This is a genomic window from Amycolatopsis japonica, from assembly GCF_000732925.1.
Taxonomy (GTDB): domain Bacteria; phylum Actinomycetota; class Actinomycetes; order Mycobacteriales; family Pseudonocardiaceae; genus Amycolatopsis; species Amycolatopsis japonica.
On the sequence record NZ_CP008953.1, the window covers coordinates 2439037 to 2456577 of the forward strand.

The following is a 17541-nucleotide window of genomic DNA, read 5'->3' on the forward strand; positions in this document are numbered from 1 at the left end:
ACCACTCCGGGTGGCAGAGCGGGCGTCGATCATCGGGGCGGCGGCGGGGTCGGGGACGGTCCCAGCGGTGGAACGGGGGCGCGTTTCGGAGCTGGTGTGGTGGACGGGACGGAGGGGACGGTGGGCAGGGGCACAGGAGCCGGGGCGGGTGATGCGGGAGCCGGCAGGGCGGGCGCGGAGACGGTGGCCGGAGTGAGTACGGGCAGGGGCGGTTCGGCCGGTTGGCCGGCCGCGCTGAGTGCCACGACGACGGCGATCCCCACCACCGTGGCGGATCCGGCGGCGGTTCGGAACTGGCGGGAAAACCCGGCCGGGTCCGCCATGCTCGCGGCCGAACCGGCGGTGCCGGCCGCCGCTGTGGCGCCGGCGGCGGTGGCGGCCGTAGCCGCCTTGGCGCTCGCCGTCGCGAGGTATCCGAGTGCCGCGCCGCCCAGGACGATCGGTGCGATGATCCCGCGCAGCCCCGTGTTGACGTCGCTGAGTTCGGCCGCGAGAGTGCGGCACGCTTCGCATTCGTCGAGATGATGTTCGACCTGAACGCGGGCTTTCTTGGCCAGCCCGTCACGGGCCCAGGCACCGAGCAAACCGGCCGTGGTCTGGCATGCGGGAGCCAGGTTCTCCTGCAAATGGACCTCGAGAAAAGCCTGGCGCAGCCCTTCGCGCGCCCGGTAGGCCATCGCCGAGACGCCGTTCGGGGTGAGTCCCAGCAGGGGGGCGACCTCGGCGGGAGTCTGTCCCTCGATCTCGATGTGCCACAGCACGTCCTGCCATCGCTCCGGCAGGCGGGCGAACGCCCGTGCGGCGAGTGTGCGTTCGAGTCCGGCGACGGCGGCGTCGGCGAGGGGGACCGCGAGCGTGTCGACGGCGACGGATTCCATGTCTTCGGTAGGCGTGACCCGCCGATTCCGGCGTGTGTGGTCGTAGGCGGTGTGACGCAGAGCAGTCAGCAGATAGGCCCGGAAGGCGGCATCCGGGCCCTTGCCCTGCCGGAGGGTGTCCAGCACCTTCGCGAAGGCGTCGGAGACGAGGTCTTCGGCCTCGGAATCGGACCGCGCGAGCTGGCGGGCGAGGTTGCTCGCCGCGCCGGAATGCCGCTCGTACAGTTGCCCGTAGTCTTCGATTCGCCCGGCGCGGACCGCTTTGATGAGTTCGGTGTCGCTGCGCACGGCGTCCTCCGTCGACATGCGATGCCGACGTCCGTGCGGGCCGGTCATGACGGACTCCGGTCGAGACTTCCCCGATCGGATGCGGCACGACGGCGGCGCACCGCCCGGACGCCCACCACTGCCATCCCGATCCAGGGCGCGATGCCCGCGACGATCCGCAGCGGCGAGGCCGACTTCGGCACCTGGCCGAACAGCACGACGCAGGCCGCGGTCAGCACGGCGACGAGGCACAGGCCGATGAGCGCCAAGCACCGGATGAGGCGGATGAGCCGGGCCACGCCGTCGTCGGTACTGGCGTCGGCGCCGAAGATCCGCGCGAACACGCTGTCCGCCATCGGCAGTTCCTCCCAAGCACTGCGGAGCCCGAGTCGGCTCCGCTCACCCGAAGAGAGGACTGACCGCCGGAAAAGCGTCATGGTTTATTGACACGATGAACCCGGCGCCGACGTGGCCGTGGCCGTCACCGGCCCTGCCGATGTGGGAGGTCGGCGGCAGCTGGCCGAAGCTGAGGGCGACCGTGACGTGGATGTGGGCGTCGTCGGCCGAGCCCGCCGGCGCGCGGGTACTCGAGACGTTGTTCCACCTCGATGTCCTGAGCGACGCGTTCCACCTGCACCGGTGTGAACAGGTTGCCGAAGAGCGTTCGCTGGGGCGCAGCTGGGGAGAGATCACCGAGAGCCTGAACCGGCTCAACTCCAGCGACCTCTGGCCCCGGCTCTCCCGTCAGGCCACCCACCAGTTCTTCCACCACACTCCGCGGCGCCTTCGGCCGGACGCGGTGTCGGTACTTTCCGGGCCCTTGCGCGAACAGCTGATCTCCACGTGCGGCTCGTTGTGCATTCCCGGGGCCAGGCAGATCCTGTCGGAGGAGAAGACGATCCTGGTCTCCGAAGCCCGGGTCCGAGGCTGCACCTGGGAGCAGATCGGAGAGGCGCTCGCGTGCACCAGGCAATGCGCTCAGCGGACCTACCGTGATCGACGGCCCGACCCGTTCCTGCTCCGCGCCGACGTCGACACCATCGTCGAGCGCGCGCTGGTCCTTCATCGAGCGGGCTCCGGATTCTCCGGAGAGCCTTCCCGGGCATTGGCGCATTTCGCGAAGCACTTGCTCGAGTAGCCCGACGGCCGGTTCTCCTCGGTCAGCCGAACCGGACTTCGGGGATCGCCGCCATCAGCCGTTCCCACTCGGGATATTCGGCGAGTTTGCCTTGGTAGACGGCGGTGATCTTCGCGGCCAGCTCCGGATCGGGGTCGTCGGAAACGGCGAGCCCGACGTGCAGTTTGGCGTAGTGCGGGAGGATCTCCGGGTCTCCGGCCAGATGGACGGGGTCGTACATGTAGCGCTCGAACGCGCCGAGGTCGGCCAGGCCGAAGGAATAGCCGTGGGTGTAGCCCTCGGCCGGATCGCCGAGAAGCCTGCCGACCGTCGAGAACGCCACCGACTCCACCGCCGCGGTCCGGCGGATCAACGCCAAGGCGCGGGTCTTCTGTTCCTCTGTGCTGTCTTCGCGGAACGCGAAGCGCATGAACTGGACGATCAAGACTGCCTCCCGTAGATTGAACCAGTGAGTTCAAAGTAGTGAACTGATGGGTTCATGCGCAATGCCGGACGCCGAAAGTCCGGTGGATAGGATCGTGTCGTGACGAAGACGAGGGCCGACAAGCGTCAAGCGATCTTGGACGCGGCCTTCACGGTCTTCGCGCGCCACGGGTACGCCCGGGCATCCGTCCAGGAGATCGCGGACGAGGCGAAGGCCGCGAAACCCACTGTCTACAACCATTTCGGCGACAAGGAAGCGTTGTTCCGCGGTGCCATGGCGGCAACGGCCGACAGCGTCGCCGCCGACACGCTCGACGCCATCGAGCCGCTCCGCGACGCGGGGGCCGACGTTCGCGCGACACTGCGGACCGCGGCTTCCCGGCTGCTGCGCATCTGCTCCGGCGAGCGTTCGCACGCGCTCCGGTCGCTGGCATACGCCGAGCTCGCCGCGTTCCCCGAGCTGGCGGTCACCATGCAGGAGCGCACGTCGGTGCACCTGACGGAGGCCTTGGCCGACCGGTTCGCCCGCCTCGCCCTTTCCGGCGCTCTTCGCTCCTGCGACCCGGCCAGGGCCGCCGAGCAGTTCCTCGCTCTGCTGATCGGGCCGCTGGAGTCCCGTTCGCGGCTGGGCGCTCGCGCTCTCCCGGCGGCTGAACTCGACGGTATAGCAGAGTCGGCCGTCGATACCTTCGTGCGCGCGTACGGTCCGTAGCGCCGGGGAGTTTCAGGTGCGGTCCGGGGCGAATCTGCCGTCCTCCCGGTAAAGCCAGTACCGGCGCAGCATGCGCAACACCACGGAGACCTGCAGCGCGGTGATCCCGGGCAAGGGCGCGAGATCCCTGGTGAGGAAGTCGGCCATCTCGTCCTCGTTGCGGAACACGCCCTGGTGGATGACCGAAGCGGTGCCGGCGACGATCGACACGTACCGCGCCGACGGATGCCGCGCCAGTTCTCCGGCCACGGCCTGGATGGCGCCCGGCGTGATGGTCAGCGCGATGACCGCCTCCAGTTCGTAGCCGAGCTGCGCGGGTTCCACCTCGACGCGGGGCCGGACGACGCCGCGCCGCAACGTCGACTGGATCAGCCGGTAGGCGGTGGACTGGCTGAGGCCGAGGCTCCGCCCGGCTTCGGCCGCGGTGATCCGGCCGTTCCCGGCCAGCAGCCCGATGAGCCGCCGCTCGTCCGGGCCCACGTCGTCGGCGTCGAACCCGTCCGGGACGACCTGTTCGCGGGACAAGATCTTCTGCTGGTCTTCGCTCAGCCGGTGCAGACGCCAGGAGTCGGCCCTCGTCAGTGCCCGCAGCACCAGCTCCGAATGGGTTCCCGCCACGCCCGGCACACCGGGGATGCGCTCGGCGAGCAGTTCGCGCGCCTCGGCCCGGTCCGGAACGTGCACGGCCAGGTAGACGTCCGACCGGCCCGCCGTCTCCGCCGCCAGCTGGACCTCGGGAAACCGGGCGAGCGCCTTCGCCGCCGAACCGGACGCACCGGGTTCGGTCGTGACCCAGACGTGGCGTGGGTTCCCGCGAGCCCTCGCCGTCCACTCGACCTGGCCGATCACCCGGAGGATCCGCTGTTCCTCGAGTCGGACCAGCCGCCGTCCCACTGTGCTGGCGGAGACGTCGAGCGCCTCGGCGAGCGTGGCGACCGAGGCGCGCGGGGCGATCTGCAGTGCCGCGATCAGGTCGAGGTCGGGTTCGGTCAGCACGTAGTGAATGTATCAGTCACTCAAGTGTCGTACGTGACTGATCCGTGCAGAATTTTATTCAAGGTTGCACTATTCGTTCGCTTGAGTTTGTAATGGGCCTCCGATCAGGAAGGAGCCGCGCCGGTGAGTTCCAGCCAGGCCAGAACGACCTCACGTCCGATGAATCTCCTGTTGCGCGCGCTCGACGGCGTCGAGCGGCTCGGCAACAAGCTGCCGCATCCGTTCTGGCTCTTCGTCATCCTGAGCGCGGTGCTGGCACTGGCCAGCTGGGCGCTCAGCGCGGCCGGCGTGTCGGCGGTGAACCCGGCGACGGGCAAGACGGTCGAGGCGAAGAACCTGTTGTCCGCCGACGGTGTGCGGATGATGGTGACCGACGCGGTCAAGAGCTACACGTCGTTCCCGCCGCTGGGCACGATCCTCGTGGTGATGCTCGGCGTGGCGGTCGCCGAGCGGTCCGGTCTGCTCGCGGCCGTGCTCCGGTCCGGCGTTTCGAAGGTCTCACCGCGGTGGGTGACCTTCGCGCTGGCGTTCACCGGAATGGTGTCCCACGTCGCGTCCGACGCCGCCTACGTGGTGCTGATCCCGTTGGGGGCCTTGGCTTTCCGTGCGGTGGGGCGGAGCCCGATCCTGGGTATCGTGGTCGCGTTCGTGTCCATCTCCGCCGGGTACGACGCGAGCCCGCTGATCACGCCGACCGACGCCATCCTGTCCGGGCTGACCACGGCGGCGGCGCAGACGATCGATCCGGCCTACTCGGTCACCCCGCTCGCCAACTACTTCTTCTCGCTCGCCTCGTCGGTCGTGCTGGCCGCCGTGATCACGCTCGTGACCGAGAAGGTCCTCGCGCGGCGCGCCGAAGCGATGCCCGTCGACGACGACGCGGAAGAGGACGATCTCGGCTCGCTCCGGCTCAGCCGCCAGGAACGACGGGGCCTGCTCGCCGCGCTCATCGCGCTGGCCGTCTTCGTGGTCGCACTGGTGCTGGCGGTGCTGCCCGCGTCGTCGCCCTTGCGCGGCAAGGGCGGAAGCATCATCGAGTCACCGTTGCTGACGTCCATCTCGATCTTCCTCGCGCTCGGCTTCCTGGCCGCGGGCTGGGCCTACGGCAAGGTCGCCGGGACGGTGACGACCAGCCGCGACATCCCCGGGTTCATGGCCCACGGCTTCCGTGAGATGGCACCGATCCTGGTGCTGTTCTTCGCCATCTCCCAGTTCCTGGCCTACTTCAAATGGACCGGCATCGGCGAGATCACCGCGATCAACGGCGCCGGCCTGCTCAAAACCGCCGGGGTCTCCGGACCGGTCGTCATGCTGGGCATCCTCGTCGTGGTGACCCTGGTCAACCTGATCGTCACCAGCGGCTCCGCCCAGTGGGCGCTGATCGGCCCGGTGTTCGTGCCGATGCTGATGCTGCTGGACATCCCGCCGGAGACCACGCAGGCGCTGTACCGCATCGCGGATTCGTGCACGAACGCGATCACCCCGATGAGCCCGTATTTTGTGATGGCGCTGGGTTTCCTGCAGCGATACCGGCGTTCGGCGGGGATCGGCACGCTGTTCTCGATGACGGTCCCGCTCTCGTTCGCCCTGCTGGTGGTGTGGACGTTGCTGTTCTTCGTGTTCTGGGTGTTCGGCATCCCGCTCGGCCCCGGCGCCCCCGTTCGCTAGGAAGGGATTCTCTTGTCATATAAGGATTGGTCCCGGCAGGCACTGCCCGCCATGCTCGACGATCTCCGGCGCATCGTCGAACTGGAGACGCACAGCTACGACAAACCGATGCTGGACGAAGGCCTCGACACCATCCGGGCGTGGGTCTTCGACCGTCTCGGCGCACCCGATACCGAGGCTCGCCACACCGACACGGTCCGGGGCGACGTGCTCGAACTGGGCTACGCGGGGACGGCGCCGGGCACGGTGCTGCTGCTGAGCCACTACGACACCGTCTGGCCGACGGGCACGCTCGCCGGATGGCCGTACACCGACGAGGACGGCCGCGTCACCGGGCCGGGCGCGTTCGACATGAAACTCGGCCTGGTGCAATCGGTCTGGGCCCTGCGAGGGCTTCGTGAACTCGGCCTTCCGCATCCGTCGGTCAAGTTCCTCTTCAACGGCGACGAGGAGATCGGCAGCCCCCACTCGCGGCCGTACATCGAAGCGGCCGGTGAAGGCGCGTTGGCCACCCTCGTCTTCGAGGCGTCGCTGGACGGCAAGCTGAAGACCGCGCGCAAGGGGGTCGGCCTGTTCGACGTGACCGCCACCGGCGTCGAAGCGCACGCGGGCCTGGACCCGTACGCGGGAGCGAGCGCGATCCACGCCCTCGCCGGGATCGTCGGACAGCTGGCGTCCGCGGGCTCGCGCGAACTCGGGACCACCGTCAACGTCGGCACCATTTCCGGTGGTACCGGTCGGAACGTCACCGCGGGCGGCGCCGGCTGCGGCGTCGACGTCCGTGTCGCCGAACCGTCCGAAATGGACCGGATCGACAAGGTGTTCGCCGGCCTGGAAGCCGCCGATCCCCGCGTGGGCATCTCGGTCGAAGGGGAGTGGAACCGGCCGCCGATGACCCCGAACGACCCGTCGCGGGCGCTGTTCGCGACCGCGCGGAAGGTGGCCGCCGACGAAGGCTGGGAGCTGGAGGAGACCGCGGTGGGAGGGGCGAGCGACGGCAACTTCGTGTCGGCGCTGGGCCGCCCGGTGCTCGACGGTCTCGGCGCCGTCGGCGGCGGTGCCCACGCACGCGACGAGCACATCCTCGTGAAGCACATCCCGGAGCGGACGGCGCTGGTGATCGGCCTGATCACGGCACTCGTCTGACGAGCGGGGCGATTCGACGTTTCGACGACCGCCGGACGTGGTAGCCCATCTGGTGTCAAGGCCCGCGCGGTTGGGGAGTGACGCCATGTCGTCCACGGAATCCACAATGGACAAAGGAGCCGTCGTCGCAGGCTATGACGGCTCCGAAGAAGCGCGGAAGGCCGTGCGCTGGGCCGCGGGGGAGGCAGCCGCCCGCGGTCGCGGATTGGTCGTCGCCCATGTCGTCGGATTCCCGCCCGTGCCCGAAGCCGTCCCCGGTGGCGGTGCGTGGCCGCGGCCGGGATTCCTCGAAGCAGGGCAGGAAACAGCGCAGCGGCACGCCGAGGCCATGCTCGGCGACATCGCGCAGGAATGTCGCCGAGCCTGGCCGGAGCTGACCGTTTCGACGCGGTTGCTGTCCGGCCGCGCGCCCGACGAGCTGGCCCACGCCGCGGAGAACGCGGATCTGCTGGTCATCGGTTCGTCGGGGCTCACCGCGCTGCCCAGGCTCCTGGTCGGCTCGACGGCCAACGAACTCCTGCACGACTACCACCGGCCCATCGTGGTCGTGCGCACCGGCGAGGAACCGTCGTCGGAGGGTGACGGGAAGGTCGTGGTGGGCGTCGACGGATCCGAGACCAGCAGGGAAGCCATCGGATTCGCCTACGACTTCGCCGCCCGGCACGGCCGCGCGCTGGTGGCCTTGCACGTGTGGTCCGATCTGCCGCTCGAAGCGATGGCGGTGACTCCCACCGAGCACGACAGGGAGCTCATCGAGGAACGGGGAAAACCCCTGCTCGACGAAGCGCTGGCCGGATATCGGGAACGGTATCCGGACGTTCCCGTCCAACGCGTGATCGCGGTCGACCGGCCCGCCCACGCACTGGCGGAGCAAGCCGAGGGCGCCGCGCTGCTCGTCGTCGGCAGTCATGGACGTGGGCCGTTACGACGCGCTCTTCTGGGCTCGGTCAGCCGCGCCATGGTGCACCACGCGCCCTGTCCGGTCGCCGTGGTCCGGCACCACAAGGAGCGCGACTACCCGAAGTCTCGCGGTTGAATCCCGCGGGACCGGGTGAACGGCCAAATCCACGCTTCCCGGTGGCAAGGCCCGCGTTACGCTGCCGATCGCGTCGTCCCGTCCACAGAATCGGTCATGAAGTTCCTGCGCCGGCTCGTGATCCTCGCCGTGGCCCTGACACTCGTCTCCTCGCCGCCCGCCTTCGCGATCGGCACGCCGAAGCTGCTCATCGGACAGGATTTCCCGGACCCCGACATCGTCAAGACCGACTCCGGCTTCTTCGCCTTCTCCGCGAGCACCGGTGCGGTGAAGGTGCCCTACGCGCACGCCCCGGCGGCGGAAGGGCCCTGGCGGGTGGCCGGTGACGCTCTCGCGGCCGTGCCGAAATGGGCGAAACCCGACGGGGGGTTCTGGGCTCCCGACGTGGCCCGCCTTTCCGACGGTACGTTCGTGCTCTACTTCTCCGCGGCGGTGGCTCCCGGAGGGGAGATGTGCATCGGCGTCGCGACCGCCGCGAAGGCGGAAGGGCCGTATACACCCGCCGGAGACGGGCCACTGATCTGTGTTCCCGGCGACGGCGGTGACATCGACCCGCAGACATTCGTGGACTCGGATGGTTCGCGATACCTGCTCTACAAGAGCGACGGCGCGGCGGTCGGACCTCCGGCGGCGATCTGGTCCCAGAAACTGCGCGCCGACGGACGGACACCCGACGGCCCGCGGATCGAGCTCCTGCGCGCCGATCTCGCGTCGGAGAACGCGGTCGTCGAGGCGCCGGCGGTGGTGAAGACGCCGAGCCGGTACCTGTTGTTCTACTCCGCCGACACGTTCCAGAGTTCCGGCTATCACACGGGGATACGCCTCCGCGCCCTCGTTGAGCGGGCCGTTCGTGAAGGCGGGCACGCCGTTCCTGTCCACCGATCTGCTCGGCGGCAAGGTCGACGCGCCGGGAGGCGCCGACGTCGTCGACGGCCGCATCCACTTCCACGGCTGGCTCGGAGGCGGCCGCACCGCCCGCGGGATGTACCAGCTGCCCATCGGCTTCCCGGGCGATGTACCCCAGCTCGGCTGACAGGGTTTCGTCGCCGTCGTTCGGGTATCCGGTGGGGAAGACCGACCGAAGGAGTACCGGCGATGACAGCCCAGCCGCCCGACCCGGAACCCGAGAAGACCCGCCGCGAACCAGGTGGTGGCGTCCGGCCGGGTGACACACCGCCCGACTCCGCTCAGACGTCCGGGCTCTCGCATCCGCAGCCGATGCCGTCCAAGGCGATGCCTGTCGCGTGGCTGATCCTCATCGGCGTGATCGTCGTCCTGGCGAGCGGGTTTGTGGTCGCGCTGGCGCTGGGGTGGCTCAAGCTGGGCTGACCGTCGCCGAGCGTGGGGAAGTCAGCTTCGCCGGGCGATGGCCGCCACGAACGCGTCAGGGTTGTCGAACATGACGTTGTGCCCCGCGTCGGGGACGGTGACGACGTCGACGCCGGCGGCTTCCAGTTGCTCCCGGCCGGGCAGTTCACCACTGCGTTCGCCCTGCAGGTAAACGCGGTCGACGCCGAGTCGCTCCAGGATGGTGCGCATCATGGGCTCCGCACCCTTCCGAAGCCCGGCCGCCGTGCGATACAGCGCGCGAGGGTCCGTGAGCCGCATGGTCGATGCCCACGCCGGCCCGACACGCTCCAGCACGCGCGTGAACTCCTTGTCGACGAACTCGTCCTCCGCGAAGGCGGTGATACCGCTGCTGCCCGCCGTCGGCGGCGGGAAAGGATCGAGGTTCGCCTCGGTGAGGACCAACCGGGAGACCAGGTCCGGACGCAGATGGGCGAGGACGAGGGCGACGGCGCCGCCCATGCTGTGGGCGATCAGTTCCGCCCCGGTGACTCCAGCCTGGTCGAGGGCGACGGCCACGGCTCCGGCGTGGTCCTCCAGTGTGTAGCCGAAGTTTTCGGGCCGGTCGCTGATCCCGTGCCCCGGCAGATCCAGGAAAAGGCTCCGCCTGCCCGCCAGTTCGGGCCGCGCCGCGACATGCGCGTGGTAGACCGAGGACATCGACCCGAGGCCGTGCAGATACACCCGCGCGGGCTGCGCGCCCGGCGCCTCCGTCCAGCGGACATAGCCGCCTTGACCGTCGAACTCGGCCTGATACACCGCGTTCCCCCTCGTACTCGCGTGTTTCGATCAACGGCACAGTAGTTCATCCCGAGGCGGCCGCGTGTGGCTACCGTACCCGGATAGGAGGTCAGGTTCCGGAAGACTCTTGTCGAGGGGGAGAAGCGCGTGAAGGTCACGATGAGAGTCGTCCTGTGCGTGGTGGGGGCGATGCTCGCGTTGACGGGCTGCGCGCCGAGCACCGGCGACATCGCCGGTTTCGAGAAACGGCTCGCCGCCCTTCCCGGGGTCGGTGGTGCGCTGGTCGAGGTTCAGCATCCGGGTCTGCCGACGAACACGAACGTCGCGATCTGGCTGTTCGTCGAATCGGTGGATGTCGAGTCGGTGGCGACCACCACCCGGAAGGTCGCCGGCGTGGCGAGGGCCGACGACGGTGTCCGCGGGCAGCAGGTCAACCTCTCCGTCGTGAAGGGGAAGCGTGCGGACTTCCCGAACCGCCAGGACGTCGTGGGGAAGACGGTGCCGGTGATGCATCTGGTCGCGGCTGCGCTCGGATTGCCCGAAGCGAACGGGAACATGCTCGTGCTCTCTCCGGCGGAGATCGCGAAACTCGCTGATGCCGAAGGCTGAGCAGGTGTCTTGACGCGGTCGGGAACCACTCAGCGCGCGGCGGCCAACACCAAGTCGAGATAGTCGCGCGAAGCCCGCCGCCACGATTCGAGATCCAGCTTCTCGTTCGCCGCGTGCATCTCCCCGGGATCGCCCGGGCCCCAGATCACGATCGGCGCGCCGCCCACGGATCCGGCCAAAGCCGACGCGTCCGTGAAGTAAGTGGCCGCGGGCGCGGGCGTCTGGCCGGAGAGAAGCTCCGGCAGCCGCGCCGTCCGGACGGCGGGCAGATCGAGATCCACCTCCGCGGTGATGGCCGGATCGAGCGCGGAAGCCCAAGCGATCGACGGAGCTCCACCGTCCACAGTGCGCACATCCAGCGTCAGAACCGCCGACGCGGGCACGATGTTCGGCGCGGTCCCGCCTTCGAAGGTGCCGACGTTGACGGTTTCCTCGCCCAGGTAGTCGTCGGCGGCCAACGGGAGGGAATCGAGCGTGCCGAGGGCCCGGTCGGCGAGCAGCCGGATCGCGTTGCGGCCCAGTTGCGGCGTGGAGCCGTGGGCCGCCTTCCCCCGCGCGGCGAGCCGCAGCCAGGTGGCGCCGCGGTGGCCGAGCGAGACGCGGTTCCGGGTCGCCTCCGGCACCACGACGATCCGCGGCGTCAGCTCCAGCGACGCCGAGGCCTCGGTCGCGCCCCGGCAGCCGATCTCTTCGTCGCTGGTGATGAGGACCTGCGCGTGGGCACCGGCTTCCGCGGCGTTGCGCAACGCGGCCAAGGCGGCGACCAGCCCGCCCTTCATGTCGACGCTGCCGCGGCCGTGCAGGAACTCCTCATCGACGTCCGCGGAGAACGGGGCGCGGTCCCACAGCGCGGGGGAGCCGACGGGAACGGTGTCGATATGGCACACGAACAACGGCCCGTCGCCGGATCCGGTGCCGACCAGTACCCACGGCCGCCCGGCGGTCGAGCGTCGCAGCACGCGTACGCCCGGAGCGGCGGTGGCGTAGGAGACGGCCAGTTCCTGCGCGGCGGCCTGTGCGGCGCTGTCGCCGGAGGTGGTGTCCTGACGCACCAGATCGCGCAGCAACGCGAGGGTTTCGTCGGTCATGCGGGGTACTCCTGGGTCGATTCGCGGACGACGAGGCGCATGGAGAGCACGTGGTCGGCGGGGTCGCGGCCGGCCGCGAGGCGGGTGATCTCGTCGACAGCCTTGCGGGCCATCTGCTCCGTCGGCTGCGCGACGGTGGTCAGCCGCGGCGACGTCCATTCGCCGAGCGTGATCCCGTCGCAGCCGATCACCGAAAGGTCTTCCGGCACCGAGACCCCGGCGCGGCGGGCCGCTTCGAGCAGGCCGACCGCGGCGATGTCGCTGGCGGTGAACACGGCCGTCGGCGCCGCGCCGGTCCGCGCCATATGCGCGAAGAAGTTCATGCCGAACGCCGAGCTGAACGCGCCGCGCACGATCATCGCTTCGTCCACCTCGACCCCGTGCGACTTCAGCGCGGCCCGGTAACCCGCCTCGCGCTGGTCGGCCGTGCGCAGCCCGGCCGGTCCGCCGACATGGGCGATCCGCCGGTGGCCCTGGGAGAGCAGGTGGGTGGTCGCCTGGTAGGCGCCGCCGAAACTGTTCGCGGTGACATGCGCGATCCGCGGACCGGCCGCTTCGACGTACTCGTCGAGGAAGACCACCGGGAAATCGCCTGCCAAGCGGCTGGTGAAGGCTTCGTTGGTTGTGTTCATCCCCAGGTAGATCAGCCCGCCCACGTCCGGCACCCGCATCAGGCGCTCGACGGCGGCGCGCTCCCGTGACGGCGAGGACCCGGTGAGCGTGGTGAGCACGTCGACGCCGTCCGTCGCGGCGGCGTCGACCACCGCGTCCGCCAGCGTGGAGAAGTACGGGTTGTCCAGCGACGGGACCACCAGGCCGAGGCTGAGGCCGGTCACTTGTTTCCGTACGGGCGGATGCCCTTCGGCCGCCAGCGCGGCGTCGATGCGCCGGGCCGTCTCGGAGGCGACGTTGAGCTCCCCCTTGACGTACCTCGACACCGTCGACACGGCCACTCCGGCCTCTCGGGCCACCTTCGCCAGCGACATCCGGCTCCTCCCCGTTGAGCGTTGACGGCGACTGCGAACGCATCTTATATTGACGGTGTTGCGCTACGTTGCGCAAACTACGCTAAGGCTTTTCGCTCGAAGGAGTCGTCGATGGTCAAGGTCCTGCTAGCCGGGGAGTCGTGGGTCAGTGCGACGATCGACCACAAGGGATACGACCCGTTCGCGCACACCCAGGTGGAGATCGGGTGCGAGCGGCTGCTGGCGGCGCTGGCGGCGGAAGGGGTCGAGGTGACTCACCTGCGTTCGCACGACGTGGCCGAGAAATTCCCGCAGACGCTGGAGGAACTCGACGCCTACGACGTCGTCCTGCTCTCCGACATCGGCTCCAACACGCTGCTGCTGCACCCGGACACGTTCACTCGCGGCCGTCCGACGCCCAACCGGCTCAAACTGCTGCGCGAGTGGGTCACGAACGGCGGCGGCCTGATGATGGCCGGCGGTTACCTGAGCTTCCAGGGCTTCGAGGGCAAGGCGAACTACCACCGGACGCCGATCGAGGAGATCCTCCCGGTCGACATCGACCCGTACGACGACCGCGTCGAGACGCCGGAGGGCGTGCGTGCCCAGGTCGTCCAGCCCGGGCACCCGGTGGTCTCCGGTCTCGACCAGGAGTGGCCGATCCTGCTGGGCTACCAGCACACCACGCTGAAGCCGGACGCAGAGCTGCTCGCCACCGTCGAGGGCGACGTCATGCTGGCCGCGCGCCGGGTCGGCCGCGGCCGCACCCTCGCGTTCACCTCGGACATCTCCCCGCACTGGGCTCCCGAGGAGTTCATGAGCTGGGACGGCTACGGCAAGCTCTTCGCGCAGGCGACGACCTGGCTCGCCGGTCGCGAAAACTGAGCCGCGCGCACTCGGGATCAAGGAGGATTCGATGAGTACGTCACCCACCGGCCGCGCGGCTTCGGTCGTCGTCTTGACGATCGCGACCGTCTTCGCCGGAATGCTCGGCCCGTTGCAGTCGCTCGTCAACGGACACCTCGGTACCGCGCTCGCCGACGGGCACGCCGCCGCGCTGGTGTCCTTCGGCACCGGCCTGGTGCTGATGCTGATCATCGTGCTGGCGCGCACCCGGACGCGTGACGCGTTCTTCCGGCTGCCCGGTCAGCTGGTGCGCGGGGAGATCCCGCGCTGGAACTTCTTCGCCGGTCTGTGCGGCGCGGTGATCGTGCTCTCCGAGGGGGTCACGGTGGGTTTCCTCGGGGTGGCGATCTTCCAGACCTCGCTGATCTCCGGCATGGTCATCTCCGGCGTGGTGTGCGACCGCCTCGGCATCGGCGTGCCGTTCAAACAGGCGATGAGCGCGCCGCGCGTGGCCGGGGCGATCCTCGCCATCTGCGCCACCGTGCTGGTGGTGTCCCCGAACTGGTCGGCCCCGCACATGATCGCGCTGGCGATCATGCCGTTCGTCGGTGGCCTGCTCGCCGGCTGGCAGCCCGCCGGCAACTCCGAGGTCGGCCTGCTGTCCGGCTCGATGTTCGTCTCCATCACCTGGAACTTCCTCATCGGCTTCGTGGCACTGGGCCTCGTGTACGTGGTTCGGATGGCGGTCTCGGGCGCGCACTTCGCGCTGCCGGGCACCTGGTGGATGTACTTCGGCGGGCCTCTCGGCCTCCTGTCGATCGCGTTGATGGCCTTGCTGGTGCGCGGTCTCGGGCTCCTGCTGCTGGGGCTGGCGTCCACGGCCGGTCAGCTCATCGGATCCCTGCTGCTCGAACTCGTCGCCCCCGCGGCGGGGTCCAGCCTCCACCTGGTCACCGTCATCGGCGCGTTCGTGGCCCTGGCGGCCGCGGCGATCGCGATGATCCCGTCCCGGCACACGGCCGAACCGGCGGTCCTCGCCCAGCCCGCCGAGGTGCGCCGTGGCTGAGGTGCGCGGCGTTCTCGGACCGGTCGACGCGGCGGACCTCGGCCTGGTGCTGCCGCACGAGCACCTCTTCAACGACCTGTCCTCCGCGGTCGCCGAACCCTCGTACGCCTCCACGCGGCCGCTCGCCGAGGCGGAAGTGGGGCCGGGATGGCAGTTCCTGCTCCGCCAGGATCCCTACTGCTGCGCCGACAACGTGGCGGCGAAGGACCGGGCGAGCGTCGTGCGCGAGGTGACCGCGTTCGCCGCGGCGGGCGGCAGCACGCTGGTCGACGCGACGGGCAGCGCCGCGATCGGCCGGGATCCGCTCGCCCTGGCGGCGGTGGCCGAGACCACCGGGGTCACCATCGTCATGGGCACCGGTGCGTACCTGGAGAAGTTCGAGGGGGAGCGCATCACCGCGGTCGCCGTCGACGCGCAGACCGAGCGCATCCTCGCCGAGCTGGACGAGGGAGTCGGCGAGACGGGGATCCGGGCCGGTGTCATCGGCGAGGTCGGGGTTTCGCCGTTCTTCACCGACGGGGAGCGGGCTTCCTTGCGGGCGGCGGCGCTCGCGCAGGCGGAGCGGCCCTCCGTGGGGCTGAACATCCACATGCCGGGCTGGCAGCGCCGCGGGCACGAGGTGCTCGACCTCGTGCTGGAGGAATGCGGTGCGCTGCCGGGCAAGGTCGCGCTCGCGCACAGCGATCCGTCCGGGGAAGACCCGGGATATCAACGCGAGCTGCTCGAACGCGGCGTACTGCTGGAGTTCGACATGATCGGCCTCGACATCTCGTTCCCCGGCGAAGGTGTCGCCCCGACGGTCTCCCAGACCGCTCGCGCCGTGGCGAGGTGGGTGAACGAGGGCTTCGGTGACCAGATCATGTTGTCGCACGATCTGTTCCTGAAGCAGATGTGGACGCACAACGGCGGGAACGGGCTCGTGTTCGTGCCGACGATCTTCGCCGATCTGCTCGAAGCCGAAGGCGTGCCTGCCGAAGCCGTGGCCCGGCTGATGCGAGACGTCCCGGCCAAGTGGCTGACCGCATGAGCCGCGCGATCGCGGTTGTGGCGTCGCTCAACGTCGATCACATCGTCCACGCGCCGCGCATCCCGGAGCCGGGGGAGACCCTGATGGGCTTTTCGACGAGCCGGGAGCTGGGCGGGAAGGGCGGCAACCAAGCGGTCGCCGCCGCCCGGCTCGGCGCGGAAGTGGCCGTGATCGGCTGCGTCGGCCAGGACGAAGACGGCGACGAGTACCTGGAAGCCCTGCTCGCCGAGGGCGCCGACGTGACCCACGTGCGCCGTTCCGCGTCGCCGACCGGCCGGGCGGCGATCACCGTCGACGCGGAGGGCGTCAACTCGATCGTCGTCGTGTCCGGGGCGAACGCCGACATCCCGGCGGCCGCGGCCGCAGCGGCGATCAATGAACTGCCGGGGCTTCGCGTCGTCGCGGGCCAGTTGGAGGCGGCTCCCGAAGCGACGGAACGCGCTTTCGCGGCCGCTCGCTCCCGTGGCGTGCTGACCGTGCTCAACACCGCGCCCGCCGACGACGTGGCCCGGAAGCTGTTGCCGGTCAGCGATGTGGTGGTGGCGAACGAAATCGAGTTCCGGCAGCTCACCGGTCAGGATCCGTTCGACGGCCACGGTTTGCGGCGCGGCGGTGCCGAGCTGTTCGCGGCGGGATGCCGGTGGGTGATCGTGACGCTGGGCGCCGCGGGCTGTGCCGTCCTCGACGCGTCGTCGTCCACGCACGTCCCGGCCGTCGCGGTACGGGCGGTGGACACCACCGCCGCAGGGGATGCGTTCGTCGGAGCGCTCGCCGCCCGGCTCGCGGAAATCCCCGGTGAGCCGACGACCGCGGCTGTGGTGGCTGCTTGCGGCTTCGCGGCGAAAGTGGCCGCTGTCGTCGTGACGCGGCACGGGGCGCATCCTTCTCTGCCGACTTCGGCCGAGGTCGGCGACGCTGGCATTTCGGATTTTCTTCAGGGGTAAGGCCGCTGACGTTGCGAAAGCCACTTTCCCAACCTCCAACGTTGCGAAAGTGGCTTTCGCAACGCGTCACGTTTGACATACCGCCTCAACGAGCGCGAGGCGGAGTAGTCCCCGTTCGTCCGGACGACCACCGCGCCACTCCTTCATGTGAACCGCCCGTTCCCGAACATCACACAGGGAGCGCTTGACGCCACCATCCGGATGACCCTGTCCGAGCGGCCGCAACCTGCGCGCGTGAAGATCCGCCGTGAGCAAAAGTTTGACACGGAGTGACTGTTAGCGTGCGGAGAGAAGTCGTGATCTTGGATGTGGGAGGCATGCGATGAACCGTCTTGTCGCCGCGGTGTCGAGCGCGGCATCCGTGGGAGCACTGCTGATCGTGCCGAGCCCGCCCGCTCAGGCGGCGGCGGGCGAAGTGGTGGTCTTTTCCACCGAATTCCAGCGCCTGGACAACTACCGGAACCCCGAAGGCTGTAACAAACTTCCCATCGCCGCACACGTTCTGCTCAACCTGAGCTCGTCGGAAGTGGTCGTTCACGGGGATCCGTTCTGCCTGACACCGGGCGTTCCGGTCAATCAAGGGTTCGGCTCCCATGTGCCGGCGGGTAGTGGCTCCTTCTCGGTCAGCCGTTGACTGAGAACGC

19 protein-coding genes and 1 pseudogene are annotated in these 17541 nt (G+C 69.5%); 13 read left to right on the forward strand and 7 right to left on the reverse strand.

Annotation, left to right across the window (positions count from 1 at the left end; translation table 11 throughout):
- Positions 1 to 29: 29 nt before the first annotated feature.
- Together AJAP_RS45060 and AJAP_RS11930 are read right to left on the reverse strand one after the other, a co-directional pair.
- On the reverse strand, positions 30 to 1214 hold the full coding sequence (locus AJAP_RS45060) for a sigma-70 family RNA polymerase sigma factor (protein ID WP_321167119.1): 1185 nt from the start codon (positions 1212 to 1214) through the stop codon (positions 30 to 32).
- The gene (locus tag AJAP_RS11930) at positions 1211 to 1501 is read right to left on the reverse strand and encodes a hypothetical protein (protein ID WP_038510703.1); all 291 of its coding nucleotides are present in this window, start codon (positions 1499 to 1501) and stop codon (positions 1211 to 1213) included. The genes AJAP_RS45060 and AJAP_RS11930 overlap by 4 nt, the downstream gene beginning before the upstream one ends.
- Positions 1502 to 1596: 95 nt before the next feature.
- On the opposite strand from AJAP_RS11930, the gene AJAP_RS11935 reads away from it, so the two are divergent.
- Positions 1597 to 2283, forward strand: coding sequence for a hypothetical protein (locus AJAP_RS11935; RefSeq protein WP_038510705.1), 687 nt, complete (start codon positions 1597 to 1599; stop codon positions 2281 to 2283).
- Positions 2284 to 2305: 22 nt separating this feature from the next.
- On the opposite strand, the gene AJAP_RS11940 is transcribed toward AJAP_RS11935, so the two are convergent.
- Positions 2306 to 2707: a Dabb family protein gene (locus AJAP_RS11940; protein ID WP_038510707.1), complete on the reverse strand. Its 402-nt coding sequence runs from the start codon at positions 2705 to 2707 to the stop codon at positions 2306 to 2308.
- Positions 2708 to 2806: 99 nt separating this feature from the next.
- On the opposite strand from AJAP_RS11940, the gene AJAP_RS11945 reads away from it, so the two are divergent.
- Complete coding sequence (locus AJAP_RS11945) at positions 2807 to 3418, forward strand: TetR/AcrR family transcriptional regulator (RefSeq protein WP_038510708.1); 612 nt, start codon at positions 2807 to 2809, stop codon at positions 3416 to 3418.
- Positions 3419 to 3430: 12 nt separating this feature from the next.
- Here the strand turns inward: AJAP_RS11945 and AJAP_RS11950 are convergent, their stop codons facing one another.
- Positions 3431 to 4414, reverse strand: a complete 984-nt coding sequence (locus tag AJAP_RS11950; RefSeq protein WP_038510710.1) for an Lrp/AsnC family transcriptional regulator — start codon at positions 4412 to 4414, stop codon at positions 3431 to 3433.
- A gap of 159 nt (positions 4415 to 4573) precedes the next feature.
- Here AJAP_RS11950 and AJAP_RS11955 point away from each other — a divergent pair, with 159 nt between their 5' ends.
- The 5 genes and pseudogenes from AJAP_RS11955 (at position 4574) to AJAP_RS11975 (ending at position 9593) form a co-directional block, all read left to right on the forward strand.
- On the forward strand, positions 4574 to 6082 hold the full coding sequence (locus tag AJAP_RS11955; protein ID WP_038510712.1) for an AbgT family transporter: 1509 nt from the start codon (positions 4574 to 4576) through the stop codon (positions 6080 to 6082).
- A gap of 51 nt (positions 6083 to 6133) precedes the next feature.
- Complete coding sequence (locus AJAP_RS11960) at positions 6134 to 7228, forward strand: M20 family metallopeptidase (protein WP_051972413.1); 1095 nt, start codon at positions 6134 to 6136, stop codon at positions 7226 to 7228.
- Between the two features lie 85 nt (positions 7229 to 7313).
- The gene (locus tag AJAP_RS11965; protein ID WP_228694915.1) at positions 7314 to 8264 is read left to right on the forward strand and encodes a universal stress protein; all 951 of its coding nucleotides are present in this window, start codon (positions 7314 to 7316) and stop codon (positions 8262 to 8264) included.
- Positions 8265 to 8360: 96 nt separating this feature from the next.
- A pseudogene (locus AJAP_RS11970) lies at positions 8361 to 9023 on the forward strand (glycoside hydrolase family 43 protein); the annotation flags it as partial.
- 336 nt (positions 9024 to 9359) lie between these two features.
- Positions 9360 to 9593 carry a DUF6480 family protein gene (locus AJAP_RS11975; protein ID WP_037345055.1) on the forward strand — a complete coding sequence of 78 codons (234 nt, stop codon included), beginning with the start codon at positions 9360 to 9362 and terminating at the stop codon, positions 9591 to 9593.
- 21 nt (positions 9594 to 9614) lie between these two features.
- Here the strand turns inward: AJAP_RS11975 and AJAP_RS11980 are convergent, their stop codons facing one another.
- On the reverse strand, positions 9615 to 10370 hold the full coding sequence (locus AJAP_RS11980; RefSeq protein WP_038510717.1) for an alpha/beta fold hydrolase: 756 nt from the start codon (positions 10368 to 10370) through the stop codon (positions 9615 to 9617).
- Positions 10371 to 10499: 129 nt separating this feature from the next.
- Between AJAP_RS11980 and AJAP_RS11985 the strand changes: the two genes are divergently transcribed.
- The gene (locus AJAP_RS11985; protein WP_038510719.1) at positions 10500 to 10961 is read left to right on the forward strand and encodes a hypothetical protein; all 462 of its coding nucleotides are present in this window, start codon (positions 10500 to 10502) and stop codon (positions 10959 to 10961) included.
- A 29-nt stretch (positions 10962 to 10990) separates the two neighbouring features.
- On the opposite strand, the gene AJAP_RS11990 is transcribed toward AJAP_RS11985, so the two are convergent.
- Positions 10991 to 12049: a M20 family metallopeptidase gene (locus AJAP_RS11990; RefSeq protein ID WP_038510720.1), complete on the reverse strand. Its 1059-nt coding sequence runs from the start codon at positions 12047 to 12049 to the stop codon at positions 10991 to 10993.
- Positions 12046 to 13035 (reverse strand): LacI family DNA-binding transcriptional regulator, encoded by a 990-nt coding sequence (locus AJAP_RS11995; RefSeq protein ID WP_038510722.1) that lies wholly within the window; start codon positions 13033 to 13035, stop codon positions 12046 to 12048. Before AJAP_RS11995 ends, AJAP_RS11990 begins: the two co-directional genes overlap by 4 nt.
- Before the next feature lie 111 nt (positions 13036 to 13146).
- On the opposite strand from AJAP_RS11995, the gene AJAP_RS12000 reads away from it, so the two are divergent.
- From AJAP_RS12000 to AJAP_RS12020, 5 genes are all read left to right on the forward strand, one after another.
- Entirely contained in the window at positions 13147 to 13899 is a 753-nt protein-coding gene (locus AJAP_RS12000) for a glutamine amidotransferase (protein WP_037345059.1), read from the forward strand.
- A gap of 31 nt (positions 13900 to 13930) precedes the next feature.
- On the forward strand, positions 13931 to 14926 hold the full coding sequence (locus AJAP_RS12005) for a DMT family transporter (protein ID WP_038510724.1): 996 nt from the start codon (positions 13931 to 13933) through the stop codon (positions 14924 to 14926).
- Positions 14919 to 15953 carry a phosphotriesterase family protein gene (locus AJAP_RS12010; RefSeq protein ID WP_148311500.1) on the forward strand — a complete coding sequence of 345 codons (1035 nt, stop codon included), beginning with the start codon at positions 14919 to 14921 and terminating at the stop codon, positions 15951 to 15953. Before AJAP_RS12005 ends, AJAP_RS12010 begins: the two co-directional genes overlap by 8 nt.
- Entirely contained in the window at positions 15950 to 16897 is a 948-nt protein-coding gene (locus tag AJAP_RS12015; RefSeq protein WP_084098112.1) for a ribokinase, read from the forward strand. The genes AJAP_RS12010 and AJAP_RS12015 overlap by 4 nt, the downstream gene beginning before the upstream one ends.
- 322 nt (positions 16898 to 17219) lie before the next feature.
- Positions 17220 to 17531 carry a hypothetical protein gene (locus tag AJAP_RS12020; protein WP_038510728.1) on the forward strand — a complete coding sequence of 104 codons (312 nt, stop codon included), beginning with the start codon at positions 17220 to 17222 and terminating at the stop codon, positions 17529 to 17531.
- Positions 17532 to 17541: the final 10 nt, after the last annotated feature.